The following is a 17,827-nucleotide window of genomic DNA, read 5'->3' on the forward strand; positions in this document are numbered from 1 at the left end:
CGTTTATTTATTAGCAGCAATCTCTCTCTCGCGAACGATCGTTTTCATGCGGGCAATAGATTTACGCACTTCGCGAATGCGAGCTGTGTTTTCTAATTGGCCTGTCGCTAATTGGAAGCGAAGGTTGAATAATTCTTCTTTTAAAGATTTAATTTTTTGTTCAATCTCGGCAGTGGTAAGGTCACGGATTTCTTTAGCTTTCATTAGATTCACCACCAATTTCTTCACGTTTTACAAACTTACACTTAATCGGAAGTTTATGAGAAGCTAAACGCAATGCTTCGCGTGCTACTTCTTCAGAAACACCCGCAATTTCGAACATTACTTTACCAGGTTTTACAACCGCTACCCAACCTTCAGGCGCCCCTTTACCGGAACCCATGCGCACTTCTAAAGGTTTTGCTGTATAAGGCTTTGAAGGGAAAATTTTGATCCAAACTTTACCGCCACGTCTCATATAACGAGTCATCGCACGACGAGCAGCCTCGATTTGACGGTTCGTAATCCAAGCAGATTCTAATGCTTGTAATCCATATTCACCGAAATGCACTTCTGTACCGCCTTTTGCGCGGCCTCTCATGCGTCCACGATGTTCACGACGGAATTTCACGCGTTTTGGCATTAACATAATTAATTTCCTCCTTCCTCAGTTTTCTTTTTCGCAGGAAGGACCTCTCCACGATAAATCCATACTTTCACACCGATTTTTCCATATGTTGTATCCGCTTCTGCTGTTGCATAGTCAATGTCAGCACGAAGAGTGTGGAGTGGAACTGTTCCTTCACTGTAGTGTTCAGAACGAGCGATATCGGCACCGCCTAAGCGACCAGATACCATTGTTTTAATTCCTTTTGCACCAGCACGCATTGTGCGTTGAATCGCTTGTTTTTGTGCACGACGGAACGATACGCGGTTTTCAATTTGACGCGCAATATTTTCAGCTACTAATTTCGCATCTAAATCCGGTTTTTTGATTTCTAAAATGTTGATATGAACACGTTTTCCAGTTAGTTGGTTAAGAGCTTTGCGAAGCGCTTCGACTTCTGTGCCGCCTTTACCGATCACCATGCCTGGTTTAGCAGTATGGATCGTAATGTTGATACGGTTAGCTGCACGTTCGATTTCTACTTTAGAAACAGCCGCATCGCTTAAACGTTTCGTGATGTACTCACGCACTTTAAGGTCTTCATGCAAAAGATCCGCATAATCTTTTTCAGCATACCATCTTGATTCCCAATCACGGATAATACCGATGCGAAGACCGACTGGATTCACCTTTTGACCCACTGATTATCCCTCCTTCTTTTCTGAAACAACGATCGTAATATGGCTTGTGCGTTTGTTGATCGCGCTCGCACGACCCATTGCGCGAGGACGGAAGCGTTTCAATGTTGGACCTTCATCCACATATGCCTCTGTTACGACTAAATTGTTAACATCCATATCATAGTTATGCTCTGCATTCGCTACAGCAGATTTCAATACTTTCTCAATAATTGGAGAAGCAGCTTTAGGAGTATGACGAAGAATCGCTACTGCTTCACCTACTTGCTTTCCTCGAATCAAATCAATCACTAAACGAGCTTTACGAGGAGCAATACGAACTGTTCTAGCAACAGCTTTAGCTTGCATAAATGAGCCTCCTCTCATTAACGTTTTGTTTTCTTATCATCGCCAGCATGACCTTTGTATGTGCGCGTTGGTGCGAATTCACCAAGCTTGTGTCCTACCATATCCTCTGTAATGTACACAGGTACATGTTTGCGTCCATCATATACCGCGATTGTGTGACCGATGAATTGTGGGAAAATCGTCGAACGACGAGACCATGTTTTAATTACTTGTTTTTGTCCAGTCTCATTTAACTTTTCAACTTTTTTCATTAAATGATCATCACAAAAAGGACCTTTTTTTAGGCTGCGACCCATAAATAAACCTCCCTTCGTGATTGTTCTACGGTTCTTAAGAACCGTAGTTCAACCCCGTTATTTTTTACGACGACGTACAATAAATTTATCGGATTTATTTTTCTTTTTACGAGTTTTGAATCCAAGAGTTGGTTTACCCCATGGAGTCATTGGCGACTTGCGTCCGATTGGTGCTTTACCTTCACCACCACCATGTGGGTGATCAACAGGGTTCATAACGGAACCGCGAACAGTTGGACGGATGCCTAACCAACGAGCACGTCCTGCTTTACCAACATTGACAAGCTCATGTTGCTCGTTACCCACTTGACCGATTGTCGCACGGCAAGCACCTAAAATCATGCGAACTTCACCAGAAGCTAAACGAACAAGAACATACTTACCTTCTTTACCAAGCACTTGTGCAGATGTACCAGCAGAGCGAACAAGCTGTCCACCTTTTCCTGGTTTCAATTCAATGTTGTGTACTAAAGTACCAACAGGGATATTCGCAAGCGGTAATGCATTACCTACTTTGATGTCCGCTTCTGGACCAGACATGATTTCCATGCCTACTTCTAAGTTTTTAGGAGCGATAATATAACGTTTTTCACCATCTACATAGTGAATCAACGCAATGTTCGCTGAACGGTTTGGATCGTACTCGATTGTAGCAACGCGTCCTGGAATGCCATCTTTGTCGCGTTTGAAATCGATGATACGATATTGACGCTTATGACCGCCACCTTGGTGACGAACTGTCAACTTACCTTGGTTGTTACGACCACCTTTTTTCTTTAAAGGCGCAAGCAATGATTTCTCTGGCTTGTCAGTTGTGATTTCTGAGAAATCAAGAACTGTCATGCCACGGCGACCGTTGGACGTTGGTTTATATTTTTTAATCGCCATGTCGGTTTCCCTCCTTCTCTGTTAAACTTATACTTCGAACAATTCGATCTCTTTGCTGTCTGGTGTTAATGTCACAATCGCTTTGCGACGGCGGTTTGTAAGCCCGCTATAACGGCCAACTCGTTTGAACTTTCCTTTGTAGTTCATGATGTTGACTTTCGCAACCTTTACGCCAAAAATGGCTTCGACAGCATCTTTTACTTCTGTTTTGTTTGCTTTTACATCCACTTCGAATGTATATTTTTTCTCAGCCACTAAATTCATTGAGTTTTCAGTGATAACGGGGCGCTTAATAATATCGCGAGGATCTTTCATTATGCAAGCACCTCCTCTACTTTTTCCACGGCTGCTTTTGTAATCACAAGCTTATCGTGGTTTAACACATCAAGCACATTGATTCCGTTAGCAGCAACCACTGTTACTCCAGGAATGTTGCGTGCCGATAGCATGATATTTTCATTGATGTCCGCTGTTACGATTAACGCTTTGCGGTCTGCAGAAAGATTGCTTAAAATTTTCACCATTTCTTTTGTTTTTGGTGCTTCTAAAGCTAAATTGTCTAATACAACAATGTTATTTTCAAGAACTTTTGAAGACAAAGCAGATTTAATAGCTAAACGACGAACTTTCTTTGGAAGCTTGTAGCTGTAACTGCGTGGAACTGGACCAAACACAGTACCGCCGCCACGCCATTGTGGAGAGCGGATCGAACCTTGACGAGCACGTCCAGTACCTTTTTGGCGCCATGGTTTACGGCCACCGCCGCTTACTTCAGCGCGATTTTTCGTTTTGTGCGTTCCTTGACGCAAAGAAGCACGTTGCATAATCACTGCTTCAAATAACACATGTTTATTTGGCTCAATACCAAATACGGAATCGTTTAATTCAATTTCTCCAACAGTTGCTCCGTTTTGGTTGTACAATGCTACTTTTGGCATTGGATAATTCCTCCTTTCTTAAAAAAGTTATTTCACTTTTGCTTTAACCGCACTTTTGATCACAACAAGTCCTTTATTTGGACCAGGTACATTTCCTTTAACAAGAAGCAGATTACGTTCTACATCTACTTTTACAATTTTCAAGTTTTGAACTGTAACACGCTCTCCGCCCATGCGACCTGGCAATTCTTTCGATTTAAATACGCGGTTTGGCGCAATAGGACCCATTGAACCAGGACGGCGATGATAGCGAGAACCGTGAGCCATAGGTCCACGAGATTGGCCATGGCGCTTAATTGCACCTTGGAATCCTTTACCTTTTGAAACTCCTGTTACATCGATCATATCGCCCTCAGCGAAAATATCAACTTTGACTTCCTGACCAACTTCGTATTCCGCTACGTTAGCACCGCGGATTTCACGGATGAAGCGCTTAGGTGCAGTGTTCGCTTTGGCTACATGACCTTTTTCCGGTTTGTTAGCTAACTTTTCGCGTTTATCTTCAAAACCTAATTGGATTGCTTCATAGCCATCATTTTCAACTGTTTTCTTTTGAAGAACAACGTTAGGAGTCGCTTCAATTACCGTTACCGGAATTAGATCGCCGTTTTCTGCGAATACCTGCGTCATACCAATTTTTCTCCCTAAGATTCCTTTGGTCATTTGTCACACCTCCTATAAATTCGTTTTTACAATTAAAGCTTGATTTCAATATCGACACCGGATGGTAAGTCCAAACGCATTAATGAATCCACAGTTTGTGGAGTTGGGTTTACGATATCGATCAAACGTTTATGTGTACGCATTTCAAATTGTTCACGAGAGTCTTTATACTTGTGAACAGCACGTAAAATCGTATAAACAGTTCTTTCTGTTGGTAATGGAATCGGCCCAGATACTTTTGCACCTGAACGTTTTGCTGTCTCTACGATTTTCTCAGCAGATTGATCAAGGATTCGATGATCGTAAGCTTTTAAACGGATACGAATTTTTTCTTTTGCCATTATTTTCCCTCCTTCTTCGCCTATTTTAAAAATAGACATTCTCCGTGGAAATTTCCTCACACTCGCCATGGCAAAGCGGCCGGGTGTGTCAGCAACCTTCCACTTCATCGCAGTCAAAGACCAACATTAGATATTATACAGATATCTATAATGAAATGCAAGCAAAATCTCGCTTTGCATCCATTGTTTTATCGTAAAACTGATTTTCGCTACAGCTTATCAACGCGTGTCAAAAATGCCTGAATCCATTGTAGACGAATGGGGACATTTATAAACCTATTGACCTGAATTTCATTATTGAGATTTAGGCCCCTATTCCTTGAGTCTATGTTGAAAATACTTTCATATCGACATGATTGGATTCTCATATGAGCGGATGATGATTTACTTTTGCAGTCAAACGATCATGAGTTTTAATAGATATCATCATATGTATACAAGCATGGAGACAATAAGTGATTCGATCTAGCACCACGAGCTTTCATTTATTTATGAGAAAAACTCTCCAAACATAGCAAACACAATTTTCATCTTTTGGATGGCGACGGAACTTTCCGTCATAGACACGTAATGAAGACAACGCTGTCCAGATAGATTTTCAACAATAAAAAAGGGTTTGCTTCAAGCAAACCCTTTCTATGATTATTCAATGATAGAAGATACAACGCCAGCGCCTACTGTACGTCCACCTTCGCGGATAGAGAATTTTGTACCTTCTTCAATCGCGATAGGTGCAATCAATTCTACTGTCATTTCGATATTGTCGCCAGGCATAACCATCTCTACGCCTTCTGGTAGAGTGATGATACCAGTAACGTCAGTTGTACGGAAGTAGAATTGTGGACGGTAGTTAGAGAAGAATGGAGTATGACGTCCACCTTCTTCTTTAGATAATACGTAAACTTCTGCTTTAAATTTTGTGTGTGGTGTGATTGTACCTGGTTTTGCAAGTACTTGACCGCGTTGTACTTCGTCACGAGAGATACCGCGAAGAAGTGCACCGATGTTGTCACCAGCTTCTGCTTGGTCAAGAAGCTTACGGAACATTTCTACACCAGTAACTGTTGTAGATTTTGGCTCATCAGCAAGACCGATGATGTCTACAACGTCACCAACTTTTAAGATACCGCGTTCAACACGACCAGTAGCAACTGTACCACGACCAGTGATAGAGAATACATCCTCAACTGGCATCATGAATGGTTTATCAGTGTCGCGTTGTGGAGTTGGGATATACTCATCAACAGCGTTCATAAGCTCAACGATTTTAGCTTCCCATTCAGCGTCACCTTCAAGAGCTTTTAACGCAGAACCTTTGATTACTGGGATTTCATCGCCAGGGAATTCGTATTCAGACAATAGGTCACGAACTTCCATTTCAACAAGTTCTAATAATTCTTCGTCGTCTACCATATCGCATTTGTTTAAGAATACTACGATGTATGGTACGCCTACTTGGCGAGAAAGAAGAATGTGCTCACGAGTTTGTGGCATTGGACCGTCAGCAGCAGATACTACAAGGATCGCGCCGTCCATTTGTGCCGCACCAGTGATCATGTTTTTCACGTAGTCAGCGTGTCCTGGGCAGTCAACGTGTGCATAGTGGCGGTTGTCAGTTTCGTACTCAACGTGTGCAGTTGAGATTGTGATACCGCGCTCACGCTCTTCTGGAGCAGCGTCGATTTGATCGTATGCACGAGCTTCTGCTTTACCTTGTTTCGCAAGAACAGTTGTGATTGCAGCTGTTAAAGTTGTTTTACCATGGTCAACGTGGCCGATTGTACCAATGTTAACGTGTGGTTTAGAGCGTTCAAATTTCGCTTTAGCCATTATAGATATCCTCCTTAAATAATAAATTTCATTTTAATTTTTAAGTATATTGAATGCTTGGAAGCAAACATGCAAGCATGTCCGCTCCCAAGTCTTACATAAGTATTTATACTTGAACCATGCTAGAAAATCAATTATTCACCTTTATTTTTTTTGATGATTTCCTCAGCAATGCTCTTTGGAACTTCTTCATAGTGATCAAATACCATGGAGAATACTCCGCGTCCTTGCGTATTAGAACGCAATGAAGTAGCATATCCGAACATTTCGGATAATGGAACCATCGCGTGTACCACTTGCGCGTTACCGCGAGCCTCCATGCCTTCTACGCGTCCGCGGCGAGAAGTGATGTCACCCATAATGTCACCAAGGTATTCTTCTGGAATGACAACTTCTACTTTCATAATTGGCTCAAGTAATACTGGGTCACATTTTGTTGCTGCGTTTTTCAATGCAAGAGAAGCAGCAATTTTGAACGCCATTTCACTTGAGTCTACATCGTGGTAAGAACCATCGAATAGTTTCGCTTTGATATCAACAACTGGATATCCAGCAAGAACACCATTTTGCATTGCGTCTTCAAGACCCGCTTGAATTGCCGGGATATACTCTCTTGGAACAACGCCACCGACAATCGCATTTTCAAATTCAAAACCTTTTCCTTCTTCGTTTGGCGTAAATTCAATCCAAACGTGACCGTATTGACCGCGACCACCAGACTGACGTACGAATTTACCTTCTACTTGAGCAGACTTGCGGAATGTTTCGCGGTATGCAACTTGCGGAGCACCTACATTCGCTTCTACTTTGAACTCGCGACGCATACGGTCAACAATGATATCAAGGTGAAGCTCACCCATACCCGCAATAATGGTCTGACCTGTTTCTTGGTCTGTCCACGCGCGGAATGTTGGGTCTTCTTCTTGAAGCTTTTGCAACGCTGTGCTCATTTTGTCTTGGTCTGCTTTTGATTTTGGTTCAATCGCAATTTGAATAACTGGCTCTGGGAATGTCATCGATTCCAAAATAACAGGATCTTTTTCATCGCACAGAGTATCTCCAGTCGTTGTATCTTTTAAACCTACTGCTGCAGCGATATCACCCGCATATACTGTAGAAATTTCTTGGCGGTGGTTCGCATGCATTTGTAGAATACGACCGATACGTTCACGTTTACGTTTTGTCGAGTTCAATACGTATGAACCGGAATCTAATGCACCAGAATATACGCGGAAGAACGTCAACTTACCAACATAAGGGTCTGTCATAATTTTAAATGCCAATGCTGCAAATGGAGCATCATCGCGAGATTCACGCACTGTCTCTTCTTCTGTATCTGGAACAACCCCTTTAATTGGCGGGATGTCCACTGGAGCAGGTAGGTAATCTACGACTCCATCTAACATTAACTGAACACCTTTGTTTTTGAAAGCAGAGCCGCAGAATACTGGGAAGAATTCAACAGAAATAGTGGCTTTACGGATTGCTGCCTTTAATTCCTCTGTTGTAACCTCTTCTCCTTCTAAATATTTCATCATTAATTCTTCATCAAGCTCCGCTACTGCTTCAATCAATTTCCCGCGATATTCTTCTGCTACATCGCGGTAATCTTCTGGAATTTCAATGCGCTCAATGTTTTTACCTAATTCATCGTGGTAATGATAAGCGCACATTTCAACAAGATCAATAATGCCATTGAATTGATCTTCAGCGCCAATCGGCAATTGGACCGGATGAGCATTCGCTTGCAAACGGTCATGAAGTGTTTTAACAGAATATAAGAAATCAGCGCCGATTTTGTCCATTTTGTTAACGAATACAATACGAGGAACACCGTATGTAGTCGCCTGACGCCATACCGTTTCAGTCTGAGGCTCTACCCCAGATTGCGCATCAAGTACTGCTACTGCTCCGTCTAAAACGCGCAAAGAACGTTCAACTTCCACTGTGAAATCTACGTGTCCTGGTGTGTCGATAATGTTAATACGATGACCTTTCCATTGAGCTGTTGTCGCCGCAGACGTGATGGTAATCCCGCGCTCTTGCTCTTGTTCCATCCAGTCCATCGTAGCAGCGCCTTCATGCACTTCACCGATTTTATGAACGCGACCTGTATAGAAAAGGATACGTTCCGTTGTTGTCGTTTTACCGGCATCGATATGAGCCATGATACCAATATTGCGAGTGTTTTCTAAGGAGAACTCTCTTGCCATCTTGGTTTTTTCTCCTTCCTTGATAAGTTAAGTATCTTAATTTAATAAATAGTTGCAAATATAGGAAGATAGGTGAGCATACGAACAGGGTCAACACCTGATCGTCTTCACCTATTTTCCTCATTGGACATAAAAGATCCATCGTTTCATTAAGGCAATACGATTACCAGCGATAGTGAGCAAATGCTCTGTTTGCCTCTGCCATTTTGTGAGTATCTTCGCGTTTTTTCACAGATGCTCCTGTATTGTTTGCAGCATCTAAAATTTCGTTTGCTAAACGCTCTTCCATCGTTTTCTCACCACGAAGACGAGCGTAGTTTACTAACCAACGAAGACCTAATGTTGTGCGGCGGTCAGGACGAACCTCTACTGGAACTTGGTAGTTCGCACCACCAACGCGACGTGCACGCACCTCAAGAACAGGCATTACATTTTTTAATGCTTGTTCAAATACTTCCATCGGATCTTTGCCAGTGCGTTCACGAATAATATCGAACGATGTGTAAAGAATTTTTTGCGCCTTTCCTTTTTTACCATCAATCATGATTTTGTTGATGAGGCGTGTTACGAGTTTCGAATTGTAAATTGGATCTGGTAGTACATCTCTTTTCGCAACCGAACCTTTACGTGGCATAGTTTTTCCTCCTTTCAAGAAAAAAATCCTATTTTTTCAATTGTCATCATCTATTATTTTTTAGCAGCTTTTGGTTTCTTAGCACCGTATTTAGAACGGCCTTGCATACGGTTAGCCACACCTGCAGTATCTAATGCACCGCGAACGATGTGATAGCGCACACCCGGCAAGTCTTTAACACGGCCACCGCGAATTAATACAACGCTGTGCTCTTGTAGGTTGTGGCCGATACCCGGAATGTATGCTGTTACCTCGATTCCGTTTGATAAACGCACACGGGCATATTTACGAAGCGCTGAGTTTGGCTTCTTCGGCGTCATTGTACCTACACGTGTACATACACCGCGTTTTTGCGGAGAAGCAACGTTCGTTTGTACTTTTTTGAAGCTGTTATACCCTTTATTTAAAGCAGGGGATTTAGATTTCACAACTTTTTTCGTACGGCCTTTGCGTACTAATTGGTTAATTGTAGGCATAATAAAAATCCTCCCTTCACACATAAGTTCAAGTCCACACATCCAGGTGGCTCATTATTTATGCAAAAACAAAGTTTTTGTAGAAAATCCACAAAAACAGTTTTAACGAATAATCGCAACAGCTGCTGCCCTTACTTGGATTTTACACGCTTCCCCAAGCTTCTTCATCGAATCTACCTTTGTTACAGGGACGCCTGCCTTGTTTGCTGCTTCCATAATTTTAGTGGTAATGGCTGGATCAGCATCCTCGGCAACCACTACTTCCTGTACGCTTCCTTCTTTTAGGGCGCGCATTGTTTGCTTTGTTCCCACTAACACTTGTTGAGCCTGTAATACTTTTTCATAAGACATATGCCATATCCTCCAAAGCAACAGGTTTTCGGAACACCTTTATTACATTAACATGTTCTACATGACATTGTCAACTCTTATTTGATGAATTTGTTACCGGCAGGTCTTACCTGCCGGTAACTCCATAAATCATGATTTACTTGGTTGTTACTTGTTCATCCTGATGCTGTTTAACCGCAGGCTTGATTTTTCGATAACGCGCCATTCCCGTTCCGGCTGGCACAAGCTTACCGATGATCACATTTTCTTTTAAACCCAGCAATTCATCGCGCTTACCTTTGATAGCTGCATCCGTTAACACACGCGTCGTTTCTTGGAATGAAGCAGCGGATAAGAACGAATCTGTTTCGAGTGACGCTTTTGTAATACCAAGAAGCACCGGACGAGCCGTAGCTGGACGTTTTCCTTCAAGCAGAACCTGCATATTCGCATCTGTAAATTGATGAACATCAAGCAAGGTACCTGGGAGTACATCTGTGTCTCCAGCGTCAATGACTCGAACTTTGCGAAGCATTTGTCGCACCATCACTTCAATATGCTTATCGCTAATTTCTACCCCTTGCATCCGGTATACTTTTTGCACTTCACGCAATAAGTACTCTTGAACAGCCGTGATGTCTTTTACTTTGAGGAGCTCCTTCGGATCAATCGATCCTTCTGTCAACTCTTGACCTCTCTCAACTTGCTTTCCTTCTTGAACTTTTAATCTTGCGTTGTATGGAGCTGTATATGTCCGTGTCTCAACCTCGCCTTTTACGACGATTTCTTGTTGACGGTCTCTCGTTTCATTAATAGCAACGACGACACCATCAATTTCAGAGATGACCGCTTGCCCCTTCGGATTACGCGCTTCAAATAGCTCCTGAACCCGAGGCAAACCTTGTGTAATATCGTCTCCTGCTACCCCACCTGTGTGGAATGTACGCATCGTTAGCTGTGTACCAGGTTCACCGATGGATTGGGCAGCGATAATACCAACTGCTTCTCCTACTTCTACTTCTGCACCAGTAGCAAGGTTGCGGCCATAACATTTTTTACATACTCCATGGCGAGTGTTGCATGTAAAAGCAGAACGAATCCATACTTGATCAATGCCGGCTTTAATAATAGCGTTAGCAATATCCTCTGTGATCATTTCGTTCTCTTTTACTAGAATTTCTCCTGTTTCTGGATGCTTCACTGTTTTCCGCGCATAGCGTCCTACTAGACGCTCCTCTAGCTTCACAATCACTTCTGTTCCATCAGTTAGTGATTTCACAAGCATACCACGGTCTGTACCGCAATCATCTTCACGAACAATGACATCTTGGGCAACGTCGACAAGTCGGCGTGTTAAATAACCAGAATCCGCTGTTTTTAATGCTGTATCAGCAAGTCCTTTACGCGCACCGTGTGTGGAAATAAAGTACTCCAATACTGTTAAACCTTCACGGAAGGATGATTTAATCGGCAATTCGATAATGCGTCCCGCCGGGTTCGCCATCAATCCGCGCATACCTGCAAGCTGTGTAAAGTTAGAGGCGTTACCACGCGCTCCAGAATCGCTCATCATAAAGATCGGGTTACGCTTATCTAAGGACTCCATCAGCTTGCTTTGAATTTTATCTTTCGCAGCGCTCCACACGGAAATGACACGTTCATAACGCTCTTCATCTGTAATTAAACCGCGTCTAAACTGCTTTAGCACTGTATCTACTTTCGTTTGCGCTTCTTGAAGGATTTCTTGCTTTTCCGGCAATACGACGATATCGGCTACACCAATAGTGATACCAGCTTTTGTCGAATACTTAAATCCAAGATCTTTCATCCGGTCTAACATTTTAGATGTTTCCGTAATTTTGAACCGTTTAAATACTTCAGCAATAATATTACCGAGTATTTTCTTTTTAAATGGAGGCACAAGCTCGCGCTTGCGGATTTCTTCTTTTACGTTTACGCCTTTATCAAGGAAGTATTTATCCGGCGTTCTTTCTTCAATATTTTCCTGTGTCGGCTCGTTAATATACGGGAAAGACTTCGGCAGAATTTCGTTAAAGATCAACTTACCGACTGTTGTAATGAGCAACTTCTGATTTTGCTCTTCTGTGAACGTTTCATTTTTTAACGAACCCGCATGGATGGCAATTCGAGTGTGCAAATGCACGTAGCCACTATGGTAAGCGAGCAACGCCTCATCTGTATCTTTGAAGATCATTCCTTCACCGACCGCACCCTCACGTTCCATCGTCAAGTAATAGTTTCCTAATACCATATCCTGTGAAGGAGTAACAACTGGTTTTCCATCTTTCGGGTTCAAAATGTTCTGGGCCGCCAGCATAAGCAAACGCGCTTCCGCTTGTGCTTCTGCTGATAACGGAACGTGTACAGCCATTTGGTCTCCGTCAAAGTCCGCATTATAGGCTGTACATACAAGCGGATGCAGACGAATTGCCCGTCCTTCAACAAGCGTTGGTTCAAACGCTTGAATTCCAAGTCTATGCAAAGTTGGAGCACGGTTTAAAAGCACTGGATGTTCTTTAATGACAGACTCCAATACATCCCAAACTTCCGGGTGCACACGCTCGATTTTCCGTTTCGCGCTTTTAATATTATGAGCCAAACCACGCTCAACCAGCTCTTTCATAACAAATGGCTTGAAGAGCTCCAGCGCCATTTCTTTTGGCAAACCGCATTGATACATTTTTAAGTTCGGGCCGACGACGATTACAGAGCGGCCAGAATAGTCCACGCGTTTACCAAGTAAGTTTTGGCGGAAACGCCCTTGTTTACCTTTTAGCATATGCGATAAAGATTTAAGCGGACGGTTTCCTGGCCCTGTTACCGGACGGCCACGGCGTCCATTGTCAATTAACGCATCCACCGCTTCTTGAAGCATCCTTTTTTCGTTTTGCACAATGATGCTTGGCGCACCCAGATCTAATAAACGCTTCAAGCGATTGTTCCGGTTAATGACACGACGATATAAATCATTTAAGTCTGAAGTCGCAAAACGGCCACCGTCTAATTGAACCATTGGGCGCAATTCAGGCGGAATAACCGGAAGTACGTCAAGCACCATCCATGCTGGATCATTTCCGGAATTACGGAAGGCTTCCAACACTTCTAAGCGTTTAATCGCCCGAGCGCGCCGTTGTCCTTGCGCTGTTTTTAGCTCTTCTTTTAATGTTTCTACTTCTTTTTCAAGATCAATATCCTGTAAAAGCTTTTTAATGGCTTCTGCTCCCATTGATGCTTGGAATGAGCTTCCGTATTTTTCACGATAGGCACGATACTCCTTCTCGGAAAGAAGCTGCTTTTTCTCAAGCGGTGTATCTCCGGGATCTGTAACAACATATGAGGCAAAATAAATGACCTCTTCCAAAGCTCGCGGGGACATGTCTAGGACAAGTCCCATGCGGCTCGGAATCCCTTTAAAATACCATATATGCGAAACAGGGGCAGCCAGTTCAATATGGCCCATACGCTCACGGCGAACTTTCGCTCGAGTAACTTCTACACCACAACGATCGCAAACAACACCTTTATAACGTACGCGCTTATATTTTCCACAATGGCATTCCCAGTCTTTCGTTGGTCCAAAAATGCGCTCGCAGAACAACCCGTCTTTTTCAGGCTTGAGTGTACGATAGTTAATCGTTTCTGGTTTTTTCACTTCGCCATAGGACCAAGAGCGAATTTTTTCCGGCGAAGCGAGTCCGATTTTCATATACTCAAAGTTATTTACATCTAGCAAGGGGCCTACCTCCCTCTCAATCTCCAGGTTTTACCCTTTTTGCCTTATCGGTTTATTCCTTTGTCACTGCATCTTTTTCTTCTTCTTTTTCCACTTCTATTCCAACGGCAATGGCTTCTGCTGGTTGGACATCATCATCTTCGTCAAAGTTTTCCATGTTGATTTCTTTCTCGTCACTTGAAAGGATCGTCACATCCATTCCTAAGCTTTGAAGCTCTTTGATTAAAACTTTAAATGATTCCGGAACGCCTGGTTCTGGAACATTTTCACCTTTGACAATGGCTTCGTAAGTTTTTACGCGACCCACTACATCGTCCGACTTCACAGTCAAAATTTCTTGTAGCGTATATGCCGCACCATAAGCCTCAAGAGCCCAAACCTCCATCTCACCAAAACGCTGGCCGCCAAATTGAGCTTTACCGCCAAGCGGCTGTTGCGTGACAAGCGAGTATGGACCTGTAGAACGAGCATGGAGCTTATCGTCAACCATGTGCGCAAGTTTAATCATGTACATGATTCCGACAGAGACACGATTATCGAACGGCTCACCAGTTCTTCCATCATAAAGCACCGTTTTGGCATCACGTGCCATTCCAGCTTCCTCCAAAATGGCCCAAACGTCTTCTTCGCGAGCTCCATCGAATACTGGTGAAGCAACATGAAGGCCAAGCTTTCTCGCAGCCATTCCCAAATGCAATTCAAGCACCTGACCAATGTTCATGCGTGAAGGAACGCCCAATGGGTTTAACATGATATCCACCGGTGTTCCATCTGGTAAAAATGGCATATCTTCTTCCGGAAGAATTCTTGAGATAACCCCTTTGTTTCCGTGACGACCAGCCATTTTATCTCCAGCAGAGATTTTCCGTTTTTGAACAATGTATACACGCACAAGCTGGTTCACGCCGGGAGGAAGTTCATCCCCATCTTCTCGGTTAAAGACTTTGACATCCAGTACGATCCCGCCGCCACCGTGTGGTACACGAAGCGAGGTGTCGCGCACTTCACGCGCTTTTTCTCCGAAGATAGCATGAAGCAGACGTTCTTCCGCTGTCAGCTCTGTCACCCCTTTTGGTGTGACCTTCCCTACTAGCAAATCTCCGTCTTTTACTTCTGCGCCAATTCGCACAATGCCGCGCTCATCTAGATTGCGCAACGCGTCTTCTCCAACGTTTGGAATATCGCGGGTGATTTCCTCTGGTCCCAATTTTGTGTCACGAGATTCTGATTCATATTCTTCAATGTGAACAGACGTATATACATCTTCTTTTACAAGACGTTCGCTCATAATGATCGCGTCTTCGTAGTTATAACCATCCCATGTCATAAAGGCAACTAATACGTTGCGACCGAGCGCCAGTTCACCTTTTTCCATTGATGGTCCGTCTGCGAGAATTTCTCCTTTTTCAACAATATCGCCTTTTTTCACAATTGGGCGTTGATTATAGCATGTTCCTTGGTTGGAACGAACAAATTTAAGCAGACGATATTTGTCCAGATCGCCTTTTATCTCTTTCCCGTCAACTTCCACCAAACGGCGAACCCAAATTTCTTTTGCTTCCACCCGCTCAACAATTCCACGATGCTTACAAATAACAGCAGCACCTGAATCTTTAGCTGATACATATTCCATTCCTGTACCAACAATTGGTGCTTCCGGCTGCAATAACGGCACCGCTTGGCGTTGCATGTTTGCTCCCATCAACGCCCGGTTGGAATCGTCATTTTCTAAGAATGGAATACACGCAGTCGCCGCTGATACGACCTGTTTCGGCGATACGTCCATATAGTCGACGCGATCGCGTTTAACGACAATGTTTTCACCACGGAAGCGCGCTACAATATCTTCATCTAGGAATGTTCCATCCTCAGCAATTCTGGCATTTGCCTGCGCTACCACATAGTTATCTTCTTCGTCAGCCGTTAAATAGTCGATGCGGTCCGTGATTTTTCCTGTTTCAGGGTCAACACGGCGATAAGGTGTTTCAATGAATCCAAATTTATTAACTTTGGCATACGTAGATAAAGAGTTAATTAAACCGATGTTTGGCCCCTCAGGTGTTTCAATCGGACACATGCGTCCATAGTGAGAATAGTGTACGTCACGCACTTCCATACCCGCACGTTCGCGAGTTAAACCGCCTGGTCCTAATGCGGATAAACGGCGCTTATGAGTCAGCTCAGCCAGCGGATTGGTTTGATCCATAAATTGTGAAAGCTGTGAGCTGCCAAAGAACTCCTTAATAGCAGCAATCACTGGACGAATATTAATAAGCTGTTGAGGTGTGATCGTATTTGTGTCCTGAATCGACATGCGCTCGCGAACTACCCGTTCCATGCGCGATAAACCGATACGGAATTGGTTTTGCAACAGCTCTCCTACAGAACGAAGGCGCCGGTTTCCTAAATGATCGATATCATCCGTGTCACCTACTCCATGGAGAAGGTTGAAGAAATAGCTAATGGACGCAATAATATCGCTTGGCGTAATGTGTTTGACATCTTCAGCAATGTATCCGTTGCCAATGACATTAATGACTTGCTCACCATCAGGATCATTCGGTGCATAAATTTTAATGGACTGAAGCGTAAACTCCTCATCTACTACACCACCGAATGGTTTATATGTCCGGAAGCCAATCCCGTTTTCGAGATAAGGTAGAATTCGATCAAGCGTTCTGCGATCAATCATCGTTCCTTTTTCAGCGATAATTTCACCAGTCTCCGGATGAACGAGCGTTTCAGCAAGCCGTTGATTGAAAAGTCTATTTTTGATATGAAGTTTTTTGTTAATTTTATAGCGGCCGACGCTCGCTAAATCATAGCGTTTTGGATCAAAAAAACGAGAAATAAGCAAGCTTTTCGCGTTTTCTACTGTCGGCGGCTCGCCAGGACGTAAGCGCTCGTAAATTTCTAGTAACGCTTTCTCCGTATTTTCTGTATTATCTTTTTCAAGCGTATTACGAATATACTCGTTTTCACCGATTAAATCGATAATCTCTTGATCGGATCCAAATCCAAGAGCACGCAAAAGCACGGTGACAGGCAGTTTACGAGTACGGTCAATGCGAACATAGACAACGTCCTTTGCATCTGTTTCATACTCCAGCCACGCGCCTCGGTTTGGGATAACAGTGGCTGAGAATCCGCGTTTGCCGTTTTTATCTACTTTTCCGCTATAATATACGCTTGGAGAACGTACAAGCTGCGAAACAATGACCCGTTCGGCACCGTTAATAATAAACGTTCCCGTCTCTGTCATTAGAGGGAAATCGCCCATGAAAACATCTTGCTCTTTTACTTCGCCTGTTTCTTTATTAATCAGGCGCACTTTTACGCGAAGTGGTGCCGCATATGTAACATCGCGTTCTTTCGACTCTTCGACTGAGTATTTCGGCTCTCCTAGGCTATAGTCGATAAATTCAAGAGATAGATTTCCGGAAAAATCCTCAATTGGCGAAATTTCTTTGAACATTTCTCTCAGACCTTCATCAAGAAACCATTGGTAAGAGGAGGTCTGAATTTCGATAAGGTTTGGTAATTCCAATACCTCACTAATACGCGCGTAACTTCTTCGTTGGCGGTGTCGTCCATATTGAACTAGTTGACCTGTCAACTGATTCACCCCTCAAATTCAAGCGTTGATAAAAAAGTAGAAGGCTGCCTTGCTGATGAAGGCATTTTTTGCCTTACTATCAGACAAAAGAAAAATGGTTTCTATAACAAGAAAACCACATTTTCACCTATTTATTGATTTTATAATTTTCCCCATTAGAAATAAAATTATACATATGAATTATAGATAGCTACATAAGGTTACACATTTGGCATT

Annotated in this window: 17 protein-coding genes; all 17 read right to left on the minus strand. The window is 43.1% G+C overall.

What is annotated here, in order from left to right; all coding sequences use genetic code 11:
- Nucleotides 1-3: 3 nt before the first annotated feature.
- On the minus strand, nucleotides 4-204 hold the full coding sequence (rpmC, locus tag GFC28_RS12295) for a 50S ribosomal protein L29 (protein WP_044744056.1): 201 nt from the start codon (nucleotides 202-204) through the stop codon (nucleotides 4-6).
- Nucleotides 194-628: a 50S ribosomal protein L16 gene (gene rplP, locus GFC28_RS12300; protein WP_044744057.1), complete on the minus strand. Its 435-nt coding sequence runs from the start codon at nucleotides 626-628 to the stop codon at nucleotides 194-196. The genes rpmC and rplP overlap by 11 nt, the downstream gene beginning before the upstream one ends.
- A 2-nt stretch (nucleotides 629-630) precedes the next feature.
- Nucleotides 631-1,287: a 30S ribosomal protein S3 gene (gene rpsC, locus GFC28_RS12305; protein WP_044744058.1), complete on the minus strand. Its 657-nt coding sequence runs from the start codon at nucleotides 1,285-1,287 to the stop codon at nucleotides 631-633.
- 3 nt (nucleotides 1,288-1,290) lie between these two features.
- The gene (gene rplV / locus GFC28_RS12310) at nucleotides 1,291-1,632 is read right to left on the minus strand and encodes a 50S ribosomal protein L22 (RefSeq protein WP_044744059.1); all 342 of its coding nucleotides are present in this window, start codon (nucleotides 1,630-1,632) and stop codon (nucleotides 1,291-1,293) included.
- 17 nt (nucleotides 1,633-1,649) lie between these two features.
- On the minus strand, nucleotides 1,650-1,928 hold the full coding sequence (rpsS, locus tag GFC28_RS12315) for a 30S ribosomal protein S19 (protein WP_044744060.1): 279 nt from the start codon (nucleotides 1,926-1,928) through the stop codon (nucleotides 1,650-1,652).
- 57 nt (nucleotides 1,929-1,985) lie between these two features.
- On the minus strand, nucleotides 1,986-2,816 hold the full coding sequence (gene rplB, locus GFC28_RS12320) for a 50S ribosomal protein L2 (RefSeq protein ID WP_044744061.1): 831 nt from the start codon (nucleotides 2,814-2,816) through the stop codon (nucleotides 1,986-1,988).
- Nucleotides 2,817-2,843: 27 nt separating this feature from the next.
- Nucleotides 2,844-3,131, minus strand: coding sequence for a 50S ribosomal protein L23 (gene rplW / locus GFC28_RS12325; protein WP_044744062.1), 288 nt, complete (start codon nucleotides 3,129-3,131; stop codon nucleotides 2,844-2,846).
- Nucleotides 3,131-3,754 (minus strand): 50S ribosomal protein L4, encoded by a 624-nt coding sequence (rplD, locus tag GFC28_RS12330; protein WP_044744063.1) that lies wholly within the window; start codon nucleotides 3,752-3,754, stop codon nucleotides 3,131-3,133. The genes rplW and rplD overlap by 1 nt, the downstream gene beginning before the upstream one ends.
- A gap of 27 nt (nucleotides 3,755-3,781) precedes the next feature.
- Nucleotides 3,782-4,417: a 50S ribosomal protein L3 gene (rplC, locus tag GFC28_RS12335; protein WP_044744064.1), complete on the minus strand. Its 636-nt coding sequence runs from the start codon at nucleotides 4,415-4,417 to the stop codon at nucleotides 3,782-3,784.
- Between the two features lie 32 nt (nucleotides 4,418-4,449).
- Nucleotides 4,450-4,758 (minus strand): 30S ribosomal protein S10, encoded by a 309-nt coding sequence (gene rpsJ / locus GFC28_RS12340; protein WP_003247558.1) that lies wholly within the window; start codon nucleotides 4,756-4,758, stop codon nucleotides 4,450-4,452.
- A gap of 642 nt (nucleotides 4,759-5,400) precedes the next feature.
- A complete protein-coding gene (gene tuf, locus GFC28_RS12345; RefSeq protein ID WP_044744065.1) occupies nucleotides 5,401-6,588 on the minus strand; it encodes an elongation factor Tu in 1,188 nt (395 codons plus the stop codon).
- Between the two features lie 134 nt (nucleotides 6,589-6,722).
- Nucleotides 6,723-8,801 (minus strand): elongation factor G, encoded by a 2,079-nt coding sequence (gene fusA / locus GFC28_RS12350; protein ID WP_044744066.1) that lies wholly within the window; start codon nucleotides 8,799-8,801, stop codon nucleotides 6,723-6,725.
- Between the two features lie 163 nt (nucleotides 8,802-8,964).
- The gene (gene rpsG / locus GFC28_RS12355; protein ID WP_044744067.1) at nucleotides 8,965-9,435 is read right to left on the minus strand and encodes a 30S ribosomal protein S7; all 471 of its coding nucleotides are present in this window, start codon (nucleotides 9,433-9,435) and stop codon (nucleotides 8,965-8,967) included.
- Between the two features lie 53 nt (nucleotides 9,436-9,488).
- Nucleotides 9,489-9,911 carry a 30S ribosomal protein S12 gene (gene rpsL, locus GFC28_RS12360; protein ID WP_044744068.1) on the minus strand — a complete coding sequence of 141 codons (423 nt, stop codon included), beginning with the start codon at nucleotides 9,909-9,911 and terminating at the stop codon, nucleotides 9,489-9,491.
- Between the two features lie 102 nt (nucleotides 9,912-10,013).
- A complete protein-coding gene (locus GFC28_RS12365; RefSeq protein WP_044744069.1) occupies nucleotides 10,014-10,262 on the minus strand; it encodes a 50S ribosomal protein L7ae-like protein in 249 nt (82 codons plus the stop codon).
- 136 nt (nucleotides 10,263-10,398) lie between these two features.
- Nucleotides 10,399-13,995 carry a DNA-directed RNA polymerase subunit beta' gene (gene rpoC / locus GFC28_RS12370; RefSeq protein WP_044744070.1) on the minus strand — a complete coding sequence of 1,199 codons (3,597 nt, stop codon included), beginning with the start codon at nucleotides 13,993-13,995 and terminating at the stop codon, nucleotides 10,399-10,401.
- A 52-nt stretch (nucleotides 13,996-14,047) separates the two neighbouring features.
- Nucleotides 14,048-17,611 (minus strand): DNA-directed RNA polymerase subunit beta, encoded by a 3,564-nt coding sequence (rpoB, locus tag GFC28_RS12375; protein ID WP_044744071.1) that lies wholly within the window; start codon nucleotides 17,609-17,611, stop codon nucleotides 14,048-14,050.
- Between the last annotated feature and the right edge of the window lie 216 nt (nucleotides 17,612-17,827).

This window comes from Anoxybacillus sp. B2M1 (genome assembly GCF_001634265.1).
GTDB classification, from domain to species: Bacteria; Bacillota; Bacilli; order Bacillales; family Anoxybacillaceae; genus Anoxybacteroides; species Anoxybacteroides rupiense.

Coding starts and splice junctions, on each gene's coding strand:
- rpmC (WP_044744056.1), bottom strand. CDS start 204: ATGAAAGCTAAAGAAATCCGTGACCTTACCACTGCCGAGATTGAACAA.
- rplP (WP_044744057.1), bottom strand. CDS start 628: ATGTTAATGCCAAAACGCGTGAAATTCCGTCGTGAACATCGTGGACGC.
- rplV (WP_044744059.1), bottom strand. CDS start 1,632: ATGCAAGCTAAAGCTGTTGCTAGAACAGTTCGTATTGCTCCTCGTAAA.
- rpsS (WP_044744060.1), bottom strand. CDS start 1,928: ATGGGTCGCAGCCTAAAAAAAGGTCCTTTTTGTGATGATCATTTAATG.
- rplB (WP_044744061.1), bottom strand. CDS start 2,816: ATGGCGATTAAAAAATATAAACCAACGTCCAACGGTCGCCGTGGCATG.
- rplW (WP_044744062.1), bottom strand. CDS start 3,131: ATGAAAGATCCTCGCGATATTATTAAGCGCCCCGTTATCACTGAAAAC.
- rplD (WP_044744063.1), bottom strand. CDS start 3,754: ATGCCAAAAGTAGCATTGTACAACCAAAACGGAGCAACTGTTGGAGAA.
- rplC (WP_044744064.1), bottom strand. CDS start 4,417: ATGACCAAAGGAATCTTAGGGAGAAAAATTGGTATGACGCAGGTATTC.
- rpsJ (WP_003247558.1), bottom strand. CDS start 4,758: ATGGCAAAAGAAAAAATTCGTATCCGTTTAAAAGCTTACGATCATCGA.
- tuf (WP_044744065.1), bottom strand. CDS start 6,588: ATGGCTAAAGCGAAATTTGAACGCTCTAAACCACACGTTAACATTGGT.
- fusA (WP_044744066.1), bottom strand. CDS start 8,801: ATGGCAAGAGAGTTCTCCTTAGAAAACACTCGCAATATTGGTATCATG.
- rpsG (WP_044744067.1), bottom strand. CDS start 9,435: ATGCCACGTAAAGGTTCGGTTGCGAAAAGAGATGTACTACCAGATCCA.
- rpsL (WP_044744068.1), bottom strand. CDS start 9,911: ATGCCTACAATTAACCAATTAGTACGCAAAGGCCGTACGAAAAAAGTT.
- GFC28_RS12365 (WP_044744069.1), bottom strand. CDS start 10,262: ATGTCTTATGAAAAAGTATTACAGGCTCAACAAGTGTTAGTGGGAACA.